Source organism: Pseudomonas entomophila (assembly GCF_018417595.1).
Classification (GTDB): domain Bacteria; phylum Pseudomonadota; class Gammaproteobacteria; order Pseudomonadales; family Pseudomonadaceae; genus Aquipseudomonas; species Aquipseudomonas entomophila_C.
On the sequence record NZ_CP070982.1, the window covers coordinates 1,976,282 to 1,989,910 of the forward strand.

Annotated in this window: 9 protein-coding genes and 2 pseudogenes; 9 read left to right on the top strand and 2 right to left on the bottom strand. The window is 62.0% G+C overall.

Annotated elements, in window-relative coordinates; genetic code table 11:
* The first annotated feature begins 388 nt into the window (after positions 1 to 388).
* From JYG34_RS08700 to JYG34_RS08715, 4 genes are read left to right on the top strand one after another with little or no spacing between them, the layout of a single operon-like run.
* Complete coding sequence (locus tag JYG34_RS08700) at positions 389 to 874, top strand: formate dehydrogenase subunit gamma (RefSeq protein ID WP_213660319.1); 486 nt, start codon at positions 389 to 391, stop codon at positions 872 to 874.
* Entirely contained in the window at positions 868 to 2,421 is a 1,554-nt protein-coding gene (locus JYG34_RS08705) for an NADH-ubiquinone oxidoreductase-F iron-sulfur binding region domain-containing protein (protein WP_213660320.1), read from the top strand. Before JYG34_RS08700 ends, JYG34_RS08705 begins: the two co-directional genes overlap by 7 nt.
* Positions 2,418 to 5,297 (top strand): formate dehydrogenase subunit alpha, encoded by a 2,880-nt coding sequence (fdhF, locus tag JYG34_RS08710; RefSeq protein WP_213660321.1) that lies wholly within the window; start codon positions 2,418 to 2,420, stop codon positions 5,295 to 5,297. Before JYG34_RS08705 ends, fdhF begins: the two co-directional genes overlap by 4 nt.
* Entirely contained in the window at positions 5,294 to 5,506 is a 213-nt protein-coding gene (locus JYG34_RS08715) for a formate dehydrogenase subunit delta (RefSeq protein WP_213660322.1), read from the top strand. The genes fdhF and JYG34_RS08715 overlap by 4 nt, the downstream gene beginning before the upstream one ends.
* Before the next feature lie 196 nt (positions 5,507 to 5,702).
* Here JYG34_RS08715 and JYG34_RS08720 read toward each other — a convergent pair whose 3' ends face one another.
* A complete protein-coding gene (locus JYG34_RS08720) occupies positions 5,703 to 6,122 on the bottom strand; it encodes a GNAT family N-acetyltransferase (RefSeq protein ID WP_213660323.1) in 420 nt (139 codons plus the stop codon).
* A gap of 214 nt (positions 6,123 to 6,336) precedes the next feature.
* Here JYG34_RS08720 and JYG34_RS08725 point away from each other — a divergent pair, with 214 nt between their 5' ends.
* The 3 genes from JYG34_RS08725 (at position 6,337) to JYG34_RS08735 (ending at position 12,005) form a co-directional block, all read left to right on the top strand.
* Positions 6,337 to 8,154, top strand: a complete 1,818-nt coding sequence (locus JYG34_RS08725) for an ABC transporter ATP-binding protein/permease (protein ID WP_213660324.1) — start codon at positions 6,337 to 6,339, stop codon at positions 8,152 to 8,154.
* A gap of 75 nt (positions 8,155 to 8,229) precedes the next feature.
* Positions 8,230 to 11,721 (top strand): DUF637 domain-containing protein, encoded by a 3,492-nt coding sequence (locus tag JYG34_RS08730; RefSeq protein WP_213660325.1) that lies wholly within the window; start codon positions 8,230 to 8,232, stop codon positions 11,719 to 11,721.
* A complete protein-coding gene (locus JYG34_RS08735) occupies positions 11,721 to 12,005 on the top strand; it encodes a hypothetical protein (RefSeq protein WP_213660326.1) in 285 nt (94 codons plus the stop codon). Before JYG34_RS08730 ends, JYG34_RS08735 begins: the two co-directional genes overlap by 1 nt.
* Positions 12,006 to 12,111: 106 nt before the next feature.
* On the opposite strand, the pseudogene JYG34_RS08740 reads toward JYG34_RS08735, so the two are convergent.
* A pseudogene (locus tag JYG34_RS08740) lies at positions 12,112 to 12,306 on the bottom strand (IS4 family transposase); the annotation flags it as partial.
* An 85-nt stretch (positions 12,307 to 12,391) separates the two neighbouring features.
* Here JYG34_RS08740 and JYG34_RS08745 point away from each other — a divergent pair.
* The gene (locus JYG34_RS08745) at positions 12,392 to 12,697 is read left to right on the top strand and encodes a hypothetical protein (RefSeq protein ID WP_249746229.1); all 306 of its coding nucleotides are present in this window, start codon (positions 12,392 to 12,394) and stop codon (positions 12,695 to 12,697) included.
* Between the two features lie 288 nt (positions 12,698 to 12,985).
* Positions 12,986 to 13,575, top strand: a pseudogene (locus JYG34_RS08750) (hypothetical protein).
* The last annotated feature ends 54 nt before the right edge of the window (positions 13,576 to 13,629 follow it).

The following is a 13,629-nucleotide window of genomic DNA, read 5'->3' on the forward strand; positions in this document are numbered from 1 at the left end:
GTAGGAGCGGCTTCAGCCGCGATCAGCGTTGGAGCGGGCACCAGAACTGCGTAGCCGGCATCGCGGCTAAAGCCGCTCCTACAGCGACTGCGCAAGCCTGCTCACATGCCAGTGTTTTGATACCCGCGCCAGCCCAATCATGGGGTTGTAATGATTGCGGCGTCCGATGGTCGGTTTCAGGACGCGCCGAGTCGCCCGCGCACATCCCACCCTCGCCAGACCTGCCATGCTCTCAGGATGCCCACGGACCGAGTGCGCCAAGACACACGGCCACGGGCAAGGAGGGCGCCCGCCCCACGCCACCGTGACGTGGCCGGCGCGCCGCAGCTGAACACCGCCGGACACCTGCCCGCCACTCGGGCCGCTCCGGGTTGACGAGGTTTGCTGTATGCCTGACGAGTCGAACCACCTGCCCCTGATCCAGCGCGTCCTGACGCGCGAAAAGCACACCCCCGGCGCCTTGTTGCCGATCCTCCACGCCATCCAGGCCGGTATTGGCTACATACCCGATGCCGCTGTCGGCGAAATTGCCCATGCCCTCAACCTCAGCCTGGCCGAGGTGCGTGGGGTGATCAGCTTCTATCACGATTTCCGCACCACGCCACCGGCCCGCCATACTTTGCGCCTGTGCCGTGCCGAGTCATGCCAAAGCCGCGGCGCCGAGGCGCTGGCCGCGCAGTTGCGCGAGCAACTGGGGCTGGATGACCACGGCACCAGCGAGGACGGTGCACAGAGCCTGCGACCGGTGTATTGCCTGGGGGCTTGTGCCTGTTCGCCCGCCCTGGAGCTCGATGGCCAGTTGCATGCCCGGGTCACGCCGGAACGCCTGCGGGCGCTGGTCGCCGGCTGCCGCGAGGAGGTGAAGGCATGCTGAACCTGTGCATTCCCTGTGATTCCGTGGCCCGCGCGGTCGGTGCGGACGCGGTGGCCGACGCCCTGGTGCTGGAAGCCGAACGCCGCCAGATGCCTTTGCGTATAAAACGCACCAGTGCCCGTGGCCTGTACTGGCTGGAACCGTTGCTGGAGCTGGAAACCGAAGCGGGTCGCCTGGGCTTCGGGCTGGTCACCGTCGAGGACGTTCCTGGCCTGCTTGACGCGCTGGCCAGCGACCCTGGCAGCCATGCGCTGGCGCTGGGGCTGGTGGAGCAGATTCCTTACCTCAAGACCCAGCAACGCCTGCTCTTCGCCCGTGCCGGTATCACCCGGCCGTTGTCGCTGGACGACTACCACGCCAACGGCGGCTTCGAGGGGCTGCGCCAGGCCACGCTGATGGAGGGCGACGAAGTGGTCGCCGCCGTGCTCGACTCGGGGCTGCGCGGTCGCGGCGGCGCGGCCTTCCCGGCGGGCATCAAGTGGCGCACCGTGCGCCAGGCCCAGGCGGTGCGCAAGTATGTGGTGTGCAATGCCGACGAAGGCGATTCCGGCACTTTCGCCGACCGCATGCTGATGGAGGGCGACCCGTTCCTGTTGATCGAAGGCATGATCATCGCCGGGCTGGCGGTGGGTGCCAGCCATGGCTACATCTATGTGCGCTCGGAATACCCGGACGCCATTCGTGTGCTGAACGAAGCCATCCTGCTGGCCCGCGAAGCGGGTTATCTGGACGTCGCCGGCAACAGCCTGGCCTTCCACCTGGAGGTGCGGGTGGGGGCGGGGGCCTACATCTGCGGCGAGGAAACCGCGCTGCTCGAGTCGATCGAGGGCAAGCGTGGCATCGTCCGGGCCAAGCCGCCGCTGCCCGCGCTGGAAGGGCTGTTTGGTCAACCGACCCTGGTGCACAACGTGCTCACCCTGGCCTCGGTGCCGATCATCCTGGCCAAGGGGGCTGCCTTCTACCGTGATTTCGGCATGGGGCGTTCGCTTGGGACCTTGCCATTCCAGCTGGCGGGCAATGTCCTTCGCGGTGGGTTGGTGGAGCGAGCATTTGGCCTGACCTTGCGCGAGCTGGTTGAGGGCTACGGTGGCGGGACCGCCAGCGGCCGGCCGCTCAAGGCGGCGCAGGTTGGTGGCCCGCTGGGGGCCTGGGTGCCGCCCGCGAACTTCGACACGCCGCTGGACTACGAAGCGTTCGCCGCCATGGGCGCGATGCTCGGCCACGGTGGCGTGGTGGTCGCTGACGACACCCTGGACATGGCCGGCATGGCTCGCTTCGCCCTGCAGTTCTGCGCCGAGGAGTCCTGCGGCAAGTGCACCCCGTGCCGGATTGGCTCGACCCGTGGCGTTGAGGTGATCGACCGCCTGATCGCCAGCACCGACCCGGCCTATCGACAAAGCCAGGCCGGGCTGCTGCGCGACCTGTGCGACACGATGCAGTACGGCTCGTTGTGCGCCATGGGCGGGATGACCCCATACCCGGTGGTCAGCGCCCTCGAACACTTCCCTGCCGATTTTGGTCTGGCCACTGCGGAGGCTGAGCGATGATCCACTACTTCGACCCCAGCAACGACATCGACCTGGGCACCCCCGCGCGCACCAGCGAGACGCAGGTCAGCCTGTCCATCGACGGCCGAGCGATCAGCGTGCCGGCCGGCACCTCGGTGATGCGCGCCGCCACGCTGCTTGGCACCACTATCCCGAAACTGTGCGCTACCGACAGCCTCGAAGCCTTCGGCTCTTGCCGCATGTGCATGGTCGAGATCGACGGCATGCGTGGCTACCCGGCGTCCTGCACCACGCCGGTCACCGAAGGCATGGTGGTGCGCACGCAGACACCGCGCCTGGCCGACCTGCGGCGCAACGTGATGGAGCTGTACATCTCCGACCACCCGCTGGATTGCCTCACCTGTTCGGCCAACGGCAACTGTGAGTTGCAGACCGTCGCCGGCCAGGTCGGCCTGCGCGAGGTGCGCTATGGCTACGAGGGCGCCAACCACCTGGCCGAACAGAAGGATGTGTCCAACCCGTACTTCGACTACGAGCCCAGCAAGTGCATCGTCTGCAACCGCTGTGTGCGTGCCTGCGAGGAGATTCAGGGCACCTTCGCCTTGACCATCACCGGGCGCGGTTTCGACTCGCGGGTGGCGGCGGCGGGTGGCGACGACTTTCTCGCTTCTGAATGCGTGTCGTGCGGTGCCTGTGTGCAGGCATGCCCCACCGCCACATTGAGCGAAAAGAGTCTGGTACAGATGGGGCAGCCCGAACGGGCGGTGATCACCACCTGCGCCTACTGTGGCGTGGGCTGCTCGTTCCGCGCCGAAATGAAAGGCGACCAGCTGGTGCGTATGGTCCCGGACAAGCAGGGCGGCGCCAACCATGGCCACGCCTGCGTCAAAGGTCGCTTTGCCTGGGGCTACGCGACTCATCCGGACCGCATCACCAAACCCATGATCCGCAAGCGCCTGCAAGACCCTTGGCAGGAGGTCAGCTGGGACGAGGCGGTAACCTACGCCGCCAGCGAGTTCAGGCGCATCCAGCTCAAGTACGGGCGCGATTCCATCGGTGGTATCACTTCCAGCCGTTGCACCAACGAAGAGGCGTACCTGGTCCAGAAGCTGGTGCGCACGGCCTTCGGCAACAACAACGTCGACACCTGCGCGCGGGTCTGCCATTCCCCCACCGGTTATGGCTTGAAGCAAACCCTGGGCGAGTCCGCCGGCACCCAGAGTTTCGACTCGGTGATGCAGGCCGACGTGGTGCTGGTGATCGGCGCCAACCCCACCGACGCCCACCCGGTGTTCGGCTCCCAGCTCAAGCGCCGCCTGCGCCAGGGCGCGCGGCTGATCGTCATCGACCCGCGGCGCATCGATCTGGTCGATTCGCCCCATGCCCGTGCCGAACTGCACCTGCAACTGCGCCCAGGTACCAACGTGGCCATGCTCAATGCCCTGGCCCATGTGATCGTCACCGAAGGCCTGCTCGATCAGCGCTTCATCGACGCCCGCTGTGAAACCGAAGACTTCGCCCGTTGGCGCGACTTCGTCGCCCGTGCCGACAACGCCCCCGAAGTGCTAGGCCCGGTGTGCGGCGTGCCCGCCGAGCAGATCCGCGCCGCTGCCTGGCTGTACGCCACCGGCGGCAACGCGGCGATCTACTACGGCCTGGGCGTCACCGAGCATAGCCAGGGCAGCACGGCGGTGATGGGCATCGCCAACCTGGCCATGGCCACCGGCAACATCGGCCGCGAAGGCGTAGGGGTGAACCCGCTGCGCGGGCAGAACAACGTGCAGGGCTCTTGCGACATGGGCTCGTTCCCCCATGAGCTGCCCGGCTACCGGCATATTTCCAACGAAAGCGTGCGCGCCGAGTTCGAGCAGGCCTGGGGCGTAACCCTGCAACCCGACCCGGGCCTGCGCATCCCCAACATGTTCGAAGCGGCGCTGGACGGCAGTTTCAAGGCGCTGTACTGCCAGGGCGAGGACATCGCCCAGAGCGACCCCAACACCCAGCACGTCACTGCGGCATTGCTGGCCATGGAGTGCGTGGTGGTGCAGGACATCTTCCTCAACGAGACGGCCAAGTTCGCCCATGTGTTCCTGCCGGGCAGCTCGTTCCTGGAGAAGGACGGCACCTTCACCAACGCCGAGCGGCGCATCTCGCGGGTGCGCAAGGTAATGGAGCCGCTGGCCGGCAAGGCCGACTGGGAGGCCACCATGGCCCTGGCCGGCGCCCTGGGCTACGCCATGGATTACCAGCATCCGTCGCAGATCATGGACGAGATCGCCCGCCTGACCCCGACCTTCCGCCGGGTCAGCTACGCCGAGCTCGACCGTCACGGCAGCCTGCAATGGCCGTGCAACGACGCCGCGCCCGATGGCACACCCACCATGCACATCGACCAGTTCGTGCGCGGCAAGGGGCGTTTCATGCTCACCGGCTACGTGCCTACCGACGAGAAGGTCAACACCCGCTACCCGCTGCTACTGACCACCGGGCGCATCCTCAGCCAGTACAACGTCGGCGCGCAGACACGGCGCACCCGCAACGTCGCCTGGCATGACGAGGATCGCCTGGAGATCCACCCCACCGATGCTGAAAGCCGTGGCATCAGCGAGGGTGACTGGGTGGGTATCGGCAGCCGCTCCGGGCAGAGCGTGCTGCGCGCCAAAGTCAGTACTCGAGTGGCGCCGGGGGTGGTGTACACCACCTTCCATTTCCCCGAGTCCGGCGCCAACGTGATTACCACCGACAACTCCGACTGGGCCACCAACTGCCCGGAATACAAGGTCACCGCGGTGGAGGTGGTGAAGGTGTTCCAGCCGTCGGAATGGCAGAAGCGCTACCAGCGTTTCAGTGACGAGCAGCGGCGCTTGCTCAAGGAACGACGCCACGCCGAAGCGAAGGAGGAGGTGCGCCGATGAGCAACGACAACCTGGTGAAGATGGCCAACCAGATCGCTCACTACTTCGACAGCGAGCCGGATCATGCGAAGGCGGTGCAGGGTGTAAGGCAGCATCTGCAGAGCTTCTGGACGCCGGCGATGCGTCGGCATTTGGGTGAGCGGTTGCAGGCCGAGGGCGGCGAGGGGCTGGATGTGTTGGTGCGCGAGGCGCTTCAGCCGGTGGTTTGATTGTCTTGCTGATTCACGCCTGCCCCTGTAGGAGCGGCCTTGAGCCGCGAAAGGGCTGCGTAGCGGCCCCAGGATTTCAGGGGCGAGCAAAGATCGTCGGGGCCGCTTTGCGGCCCTTTCGCGGCGCAAGGCCGCTCCTACAGGGGGCACGTAAGGGTTAGGGGCTTGCCCCGCGATAGGGTGCTGGAATTCCGGCTCAATCGCACCGCCAGAAATAGACGTGCTCTGGATCCCCTTCGTCGAGGTGTTCGACCACCCCACTCTCGACAAACCCCTGGCGCTCCAGCAGCCGGCGCATCGGCGCGTTGGAGCGATTGGTCGAAGTGAACAGCTTCTGCCCCCCGCATTCGGCCTGTATGTGGCCCACCAGCGCTACCCCCAGCCCGCTGCGCCGATGGCTTTCGCCAACCATCAGCATCTCGATGAACGCACAGCCGAAAAAGTGCCGGTGCATCACCGCATACGCGGCTACCGCACCGTCAACCTCGGCTACCAGGCAAAGGTACTGCCCGAGCCAGGCGGCGATCTGTCCAGCGCGTCGCGGGTCGTGTCGGGCGACGCTGTCGATGGCGATCAGGGCTGGGAGGTCCTTTGATTCAGCAACGCGAATGTGCATGGTTCGGCTCTTGGCTGGAGATTTTGCAAATATGGGTGTGCAAGGCTCATGGTTGTATCTGCGCAACGTCGGCGATCTTGCTGGCGCTACTCGCGTAGGAGCCGGCTTGCCGGCGAAGAGGCCGGAACAGGCAAAGATGAAAAGTCCGTCATGAATGCGAGGGTGATTCTGTGCCAATGCTACGCTCGCGGAAACATCTCGACGGACATCCACCATGGACATGAACTGGCACCAGGCCCTGCAAGAGAGTCTGAGCTGGCTGGCAATCGCCTCTTTGATCACCCTCGTCGGCTTCACCGCCGCTGCCGCACTGGCCATACGCTGTACCCGATGGGGCAGCCAGTTCTGGCAGCTCGCCGGGCCCTATTTCAGTTTCACGCGCAGTTGGCGGCCATTGCTGGCCTTCGCCTTGCTGCTGGTGCTGACGCTGTTCTCGGTACGCCTGAACGTGCTGTTCTCGTTCTGGTACAACGGCTTCTACAGCGCCCTGCAGGGCCTCGACCAGACCGCCTTCTGGTACCTGCTCGGGGTGTTCGCGGTGCTGGCCACCATCCACGTGCTGCGTTCGCTGTTCACCTTCTACGTGACCCAGGCCTTCAACATCCACTGGCGAGTCTGGCTGACCGAGCGCCTGAGCGCCGACTGGATGCGCGGTGACGCCTACTACCGTGGGCAGTTCCTCGCGGAGCCGGTGGACAACCCCGACCAGCGTATCGAACTGGACATCAACGCCTTCGTCTCCGGCTCCGTGTCCCTGGCACTGGGGGCGGTGAGCGCGCTGGTCTCGCTGGTAGCCTTCACCGGAATTCTCTGGGGCCTGTCGGCGCCGTTGACGGTGGCCGGCATCGAAGTACCGCGGGCGATGGTGTTCGCCGTGTACGTCTATGTGCTGATCGCCACCTGGATTGCCTTTCGCCTCGGCAAGCCGCTGATTCGCCTGAACTTCCTCAACGAGAAGCTCACCGCCAACTTCCGTTACGCGCTGATGCGCCTGCGCGAGAACGCCGAGAACATCGCTTTCTATCAAGGTGGGCAGGTGGAGCGCGGCACCTTGCTGACGCGCTTCTTCGCCCTGATCGGCAATGCCTGGGCGCTGGTGTTCCGGAACCTGAAGTTCAGCGGCTTCAACCTGGGCATCAGCCAGGTCGCCGTGGTGTTCCCGTTCATTCTCCAGGCACCGCGGTTCTTCAGCGGCGCGATCAAGCTTGGCGACGTGATGCAGACCTCCCAGGCGTTCGGCCAGGTGCAGGATTCGCTGTCGTTCTTCCGAGAGTCCTACGACACCTTCGCCCAGTACCGCGCCACCCTCGACCGTCTGACCGGCTTCCTCGACGCCAACCAGCAGGCCAGTGCCTTGCCCCGGGTGTTCAGCGAGGACCAGCCGCGTGCCCTGGATATCAGCGGGTTGCAAGTGATGCGCCCTGATGGCCATGCCCTGATCGCCGACCTCGACCTGAGCCTGCAGGCCGGCCAGGCCTTGCTGATCAAAGGCCCGTCGGGCAGTGGCAAGACCACATTGCTGCGTGCCCTGGCGGGGCTGTGGCCCTATGCCGAGGGTGAGGTAAGGCGACCCATGGGCAAGCAGGCGTTGTTCCTGTCCCAGCGCCCGTACTTGCCGCTGGGTGACCTGCGTACTGCCATCGCCTACCCGGCGGATGCCACGCCCGAGGATGATGCGCGCATGCAGCAGGCCCTGCGCCAGGTCAACCTGGCGCACCTGGCCGAGCGCCTGGATACCCCCAACGACTGGGCGCATATCCTCTCGGTGGGCGAGCAGCAGCGCCTGGCGTTTGCCCGGGTGCTGTTCAACCAGCCGCAGGTGGTGTTCCTCGACGAGTCCACCTCGGCGATGGATGAGGGGTTGGAGCACGCGCTGTATTCACTGCTGCGCACGGAGATGCCGGCGACATTGCTGGTCAGTGTCGGGCATCGCAGTACGTTGTCCGGGTTCCATACGCACCGTCTGGATGTGGACGGGCAGGGGGGCTGGTCCCTGCTGGAGCAGCAACCTGCGGTTGGAACGCCTGCCTGATACCGCACACCTGCGCTATCGCCCCAGGGTGGCCCCCTGTAGGAGCGGCTTCAGCCGCGATCACCCGCGAAGCGGGTGCCAGGCACCGCGTTGCCTGCATCGCGGCTAAAGCCGCTCCTACAGCCGGGCGTATTGCCGCTGGCAAGGAAGCACTTCCCGATCCCCCATTCCCCCCAAGGTCAGCACACTGACTTCCTCGACAGCGCGGCCCGCATCGAGGCGGCCAACGACCTGAGCGTCAAGGCCGGGCGCGACGTCATCAACCGCGCCAGCGTGCTGCAGAGTGGCCGCGACCTGACCCTGGGCGTGGTCGAGCAGGTCGGCAGCCATGCCAGCACGACGACCCGCCACAACAGCTCGACGATCACCCAGCATGGCTCCACGGTCCTGGCCGGGCGCGACCTGTCGGCGGTCGCCGGCCGGGACCTGGCGGCGATCGCCAGCCAGATCGAAGCCAAGCGCGACGTGGCGATGTCGGCCGGTGCCGGCCTGAGCCTGATCTCGGCGGCCAACGAGCAGCATTCGGAGGTCAACACCAAGAAGGTCAAGGCGCGCGAAGACCACGTGCAGCAGGTGTCCACCACCGTCAAGGCCGGTGGCGACGTCGCCCTGATCGCTGGCCAGGACCTGGCGATGAGCGCCAGCCGGGTCGAGGCGGGGGACGAGGCCTACCTGGTCGCCGGCGGCCGGCTGGGCCTGCTGGCGGCCGAAGACAGCGACTACTCGCTGTATGACAAGAAAAAGAAGGGCAGCTTCGGCAGCAAGAAGACCCAGCGTGACGAAGTGACCAAGGTGACCCAGGTTGGCAGCGAGGTCACCAGCGGCGGCAACCAGACCCTGCAGAGCGGCGGCGACCAGCTGTACCAGGCGGCCAAGCTCGACAGCGGCCAGGACATCACCATCGCCAGCGGCGGCGCGGTCACCTTCGAAGCGGTCAAGGACCTGCACCAGGAGAGCCACCAGAAGAGCAAGAGCGACCTGGCGTGGACCAGTGCCAAAGGCAAAGGCCACACCGACGAGACCCTGCGCCAGACGCAGATGGTCGCCCAGGGCGAACTGGCGATCAGAGCGGTCGATGGCCTGAACATCGACATCAAGCAGATTGACCAGAAGTCGGTGCACCAGGCGATCGACGCCATGGTCCAGGCCGATCCCAAGCTGGCCTGGCTCAAGGACGCCGAGCAGCGTGGCGATGTGGACTGGCGCCAGGTCCAGGAGCTGCATGACAGCTTCAAGTACAGCAATTCCAGCCTCGGCCAAGGGGCCATGCTGGCGATCATCATTATCGTGACCGTGTTGACGGCCGGGGCCGCCAGTACGGCGGTAGGTTCTGCTGCGGGTGCCACGGCGGGGTCCGGTTCGGCAATGGCGGCGGCAGGCACCGCCACGGCTGCGACCACGACCACCGCCACGGCCGCCGCTGCGACCACGACCACCGCCACGGCCGCCGCTGCGACCACGGCCGCTGCGAGCACCGCAGCGACGGCTGCCGCGACCACGGCTGCCGCTACTACCGCTGCGACCACCGCCGCGACCACTACGGTGGCCGCTGGCTGGGGCAATGTCATGGCCTCCTCGGTGCTGACGGGGATGGCCAGCAACGGCGCGGTCAGCTTCATCAACAACGGCGGCAACCTGGGCGCGACGTTCAAGGATGTCACCTCGAGCCAGAGCCTGCGCGGCTATGCCTCGGGCGCGCTGACCGCAGGCTTTACTGCCGGCGTGCTGGACAACGCGTTCGGGGTCACGGGGGACAACGTCAACCGGGTGACCAAGGGCTTCGACCTCAGCAAGCTGTCCGATATCGGCAAGTTCACTGCCTATTCGGCTGCCCAGGGCGCTGCCCAGGCGTCGTTCAACACCGCACTGCAGGGTGGCAGCCTCACGGACAACCTGCGCAACTCCCTGGTCTCCCAGGCGCAAGGCGTGCTGCGTGGCGTCGCGTTCAATGCCGTGGGTGACTTTGCCAGAGATCAGAACTGGGCGAACGCCAGCATCGAGAAGACCGCGCTGCATGCGTTGGTTGGCGGCCTGCTCAGCGAGGCCGCGGGCAAGGGCTTTGCCACCGGCGCGCTGGCGGCCGGCGCCAACGAGGCGATGAGCGAAAGCTTGAGCAAGCTGGTCAAGGGTGACAAGCAACTGGAGTTGATGGCCTCGCAGTTGGTCGGTTTGACCTCGGCGGCGATGGTGGGTGGCGACCTGCAGACCGGGATCGACATCGCCAAGGATGCGACGGCGTACAACCGCCAGTTGCACCCTGAGGAGAAGCGCCTGATCAAGGAGAAGGCGGCTGAACTGACGCGTGAGCGTGGGCAGCCGAAGCTGGAGGGGTTCACCTGGGAGGAGTTGTTGACCCTGGCCAGCGACAGTCAGCTGGACAACAGTGCCGAGCGTAAATACAACGCCCTGCGCGCCCAACTGCAGGCCAGTTCGCAACAAGGCAACCCACTGACCGCGAAGTTCGAAAGCGACATGGACTTCGCCAATTCGGTCGTGCGGCAGATGAGCGAGCAGGGCACGCCGCTGCACTGGAAGGATGGCTCGGTCATCACCGCGCATGGCAAGGAGGTACGAGCGTTCCAGGCGACAGCCGAGCAGAAGGCGGACAGCCAGTTGTTTGCCAGCAATGGCAGCGGCAGTTTCGGGCCCATCAGTGGCAACCTGCAGGGCGATGCCGAGCGCTTCGGTGCGGGGACGGCGCTGAAGCGCCACTCCGAAATCGGCCTGTTCAATGGCTCCAGTGATGCATCCGATACGACGATGCAGCGTGTCCGGGACTCGACCATTGGCGGGTTGAAGGACTTCACCCTGCTGGATGTGGTGCCATTGGGCCGTGCGGCCAGTGTTGGCGGAAAAGCGGTTGCCGCCGTCGAAGCCAAGGTCGCGGAGCAGATGGGGGAGGCTGTCCTGAAGGGCGGTGCGACCTACGTTGAGAGCAAAGTCATCCAGGCCAATACCACGGTACAGCTGAGCGTGGCGGTGACGCTGGCGGGCGGGAAGGTGCTGCCCAAAGGCAGTGTGGTGACGGTGGCCGACGATACGATGAAGGTCGTTTACCCGAATGGGGTGAGTGAGATAGGGTCGTATGGTAAGGCGGTGGGGCAGCCGTTGGCGTTGCCGGGGGGGAAAGGTGCAAAAGCAACTGATGGTGTTGGGGGAAAGATAGATGATCTAGCCAATAGTGGCTTGAGTTCAGCGTCAAACCTTCCAAGTGGAGCAGGTCTTGGTGGTTTTAAGGTCGGCTTAAGTGCAGATGATATAACTGCTATAAATTCACGATTTGGCGGTTCGGTTTCATTCAGAGAGGTTGATACGGCTGTTGCAAATGCTGCCAATTACGATGGCTTTTATAATAAAGCCGGCTCAATGATTAGGGATATTGCTGGTGGGCATCTATTTGATAATGGGAACAAACGAACTGCCGTTGAAGTGGTTGAGCAATTGATTGTAAAAAACGGCGTGGATGGCCCGCCAAAACAAGTGATTTGGAATGTTGTTGATAAGGTTGCGACTGGGAAGCTAACTAGTGTTCAAGATATTTCAAAGGCGTTAAGAGGGGTGGACTGATGTCTTTTAATGAGCTTTCTGAGAAGTATGCGACCCGCATTGGTTTGCCAGATATGAATAGTGTGGGGCTGGAGGACTTTGTTCAAGCGCTAGAGTTGGTGGCTATGAAGAATAGGGGTTTTTTTATATTTAAGATAGATGGTGAGAGAGAGCGTGGTGTTTATACATTTATTTTGAATATGTTGACTGGCAGTGATCTTGTGATAAGGAAGGATACAGATAGCATAAGTGAAGGTATGGAGTTTATTTTTTCTGAGCTTGAACGGCTCGCTATATATCCGTAATTTGATGAGTGGTGCTCGGGGCGTGTTCAGCTTTTATGGTTCGGGTCAACCAAGGCATGTGTTCAATGTTGTGAATCTGGAAAAGGGGGACAGATTTGAATGGTACTTACTTAAGATGCTTCGAATGCCCATATTTTCTGATCTCAGCCCTTGCTGATCGACGTGGCTTGGTCAGCAAGCGGTAGGCCTGAGGCCTTCGTTTTATGGCCCGAGGCTCGACACGACCAGGCCGGTTGCCCACACGCCTTTGAGCAATCAGCATCAGCAAATCTGCCAACTGATCTTCCCTATCACCGTCGGAAAAGGGGCAGATTTACACATGTCTAAAATTTACCGTCCTGGCTGTAGGGGAAAACCGAGGATGAACATTGATTAGCGTTTTAGAATTGAATGAATTGCTCGTTGCTCACAACTGCCTGCATTCCATTAGTATCCACTTGAGTGAGGATGGTATGGCCTATGATTTATTCTTGTCGGTTTCGGCCTTTGGAAAGGCAGGAGCTGATGTCATATGTATCAGATTCATTGATGTCAGCCAATGTATGTTTCGAGATTTTGGTGGCGGATTGACTCAGTTAATGCACATGAGTGTGAATAAGCTAGATGATGGCCTTGACAGGGTGCGTTATCAACTCAGAGAGCTTGAGGATGAAAAGTTATCATTTTATTTTTCATCGTTTTTGGTTGATTAGATGGTGCAAAAAATAACATAGAGAAAAGGTGGCTAATTTTCCGCTCTAATTTTTTGCTCTTGTGGCTCAGGAAAAGGCGAGTGATTGTGCCGGGTCGTATACGAATTTTCGTGGGTCAAGGGCAGACGCATTGAGCGGAGGAAGCTGGGCAGGTCGAAATTAGAGTAGGTCAAATAAATCTGTCCCCATTTTCTGAGAGCTACCTAGGATGTGGGAAAAATTAATTGAGAAAGGTTCAAGCAATGCTCGAGTGTACAGTCAAGAGGAATTCTTGAGGGAGTTTGGACGATGATTTTTAACGAACTGCTATCTGAAGAGTTGTGGAATGGTGAAAAAGGTGTGTGTTTTCTTGTGTGTAAGGGGGTGTGCTATTGGGTTTTAGATTATAAATATAATTTCTCTCTTGATGCGGAGAAGGATTATTCTGCGTATTTGAAGAGGGGGCATATAACGCAGGAGCAGTATGAGCAAGCATGCAAAGAGTTCAGGGGGGTATTTTAAAACTTACCTCTGATAATTTTCGGGAGTATTTAGTTTGCTCGAGTGCAACCATTGTCTCTAAAGTGGAATTGGAGGATTATTTCAATTCGGCCGGGGAGGGAGGGTTGCTGAGAACTGTTGAGAAGTATTATTTGTCGGGAGGTGAGCTAGAGGCGGATGTAGTTTATTCTGTTGGAAGGGCTGTGTCTAAACTGCCAATGTTTTATATTAATTTTGATAGAAAAATATACATGCACATGGATTCTGGTAGGTCGCATGAAGAGCTGGCTTATCCTGATTGGTTTGCTAAGTGCTCAGATTTTGGCTTTCTGATTCCAGATGTAGAACGATATTGGGTAAAGGGTGGTGATTATTGGAAGCTTAGGTTTATTCATTAAGCATGCCAGGCTACGGAGAGGTGTGGAAGGAGTGGTTGTGCGGCTGCTCAGGGA

Coding starts and splice junctions, on each gene's coding strand:
- JYG34_RS08700 (WP_213660319.1), top strand. CDS start 389: ATGCCTGACGAGTCGAACCACCTGCCCCTGATCCAGCGCGTCCTGACG.
- JYG34_RS08725 (WP_213660324.1), top strand. CDS start 6,337: ATGGACATGAACTGGCACCAGGCCCTGCAAGAGAGTCTGAGCTGGCTG.
- fdhF (WP_213660321.1), top strand. CDS start 2,418: ATGATCCACTACTTCGACCCCAGCAACGACATCGACCTGGGCACCCCC.
- JYG34_RS08705 (WP_213660320.1), top strand. CDS start 868: ATGCTGAACCTGTGCATTCCCTGTGATTCCGTGGCCCGCGCGGTCGGT.
- JYG34_RS08735 (WP_213660326.1), top strand. CDS start 11,721: ATGTCTTTTAATGAGCTTTCTGAGAAGTATGCGACCCGCATTGGTTTG.
- JYG34_RS08715 (WP_213660322.1), top strand. CDS start 5,294: ATGAGCAACGACAACCTGGTGAAGATGGCCAACCAGATCGCTCACTAC.
- JYG34_RS08720 (WP_213660323.1), bottom strand. CDS start 6,122: ATGCACATTCGCGTTGCTGAATCAAAGGACCTCCCAGCCCTGATCGCC.